Source organism: Poseidonocella sp. HB161398 (assembly GCF_005870025.1).
Taxonomy (GTDB): Bacteria; Pseudomonadota; Alphaproteobacteria; order Rhodobacterales; family Rhodobacteraceae; genus Mangrovicoccus.
Genome location: NZ_VATA01000277.1, coordinates 1 through 634 on the forward strand (window position 1 = coordinate 1; position 634 = coordinate 634).

Genomic DNA, 634 nt, shown 5'->3' on the forward strand with positions numbered 1-634 from the left:
CGACGAGATCGACGGCACCGGCGTCTACGGCTACCGCTTCCGCGGCGAGCGCTACGACTGCGGCTCGAAGATCGGCTACCTGCAGGCCACCGTTGCCTTCGGCCTGGACCATGAGGAACTGAGCGACGAGTTTTCCGAGTTCCTCCGCAACTTCTCTGCCATGCGCAACGCCGCGGAATAGGATCGTTCTAGTCTAGTCGAGCTCGCCTTATAGGGTCACGCCTGATCGTCGTTCCATGTCGACTGCTCGCTCTCCGTTCATCCAGTCCACGAGCGGCCATGGCCTGCCCCGATCGAGTGGTGCACTTTCAATCTCAGTGCAGACGGGTTTCAGCGCTACGGCCTGGACGGCCGACGGAGCTAAGCCGGATGGCGAAGTCGGCCATTGGGCGGCTTCCTAAGCTGGTGGCCGGTAGCCCAGCGACGAATGCGGTCGCTTCGTGTTATAATAGCGTCACCAGCCTTCGATGACGACCTTCGCCTCCGCCTCTCTTTCAGGGTGGTTGTTACTGGCTTTCAAAACGAAAGGCAGCGGCTATCGTGAGCTTGCCCCCGGATTCCGGACTGGGAGTTACAGTACTCTCAGGAACAAGGGATCACACATGAGCAGACAACCCCGTCGTCACTTCACCAC

General features: G+C 60.1%; 2 pseudogenes. One reads left to right on the forward strand and one right to left on the reverse strand.

The window, feature by feature from the left end:
• Nucleotides 1-181 (forward strand): annotated as a pseudogene (locus FGX59_RS38050) (UTP--glucose-1-phosphate uridylyltransferase); the annotation flags it as partial.
• 219 nt (nt 182-400) lie between these two features.
• Here the strand turns inward: FGX59_RS38050 and FGX59_RS37240 are convergent.
• Nucleotides 401-487: pseudogene (locus FGX59_RS37240) on the reverse strand (integrase core domain-containing protein); the annotation flags it as partial.
• Between the last annotated feature and the right edge of the window lie 147 nt (nt 488-634).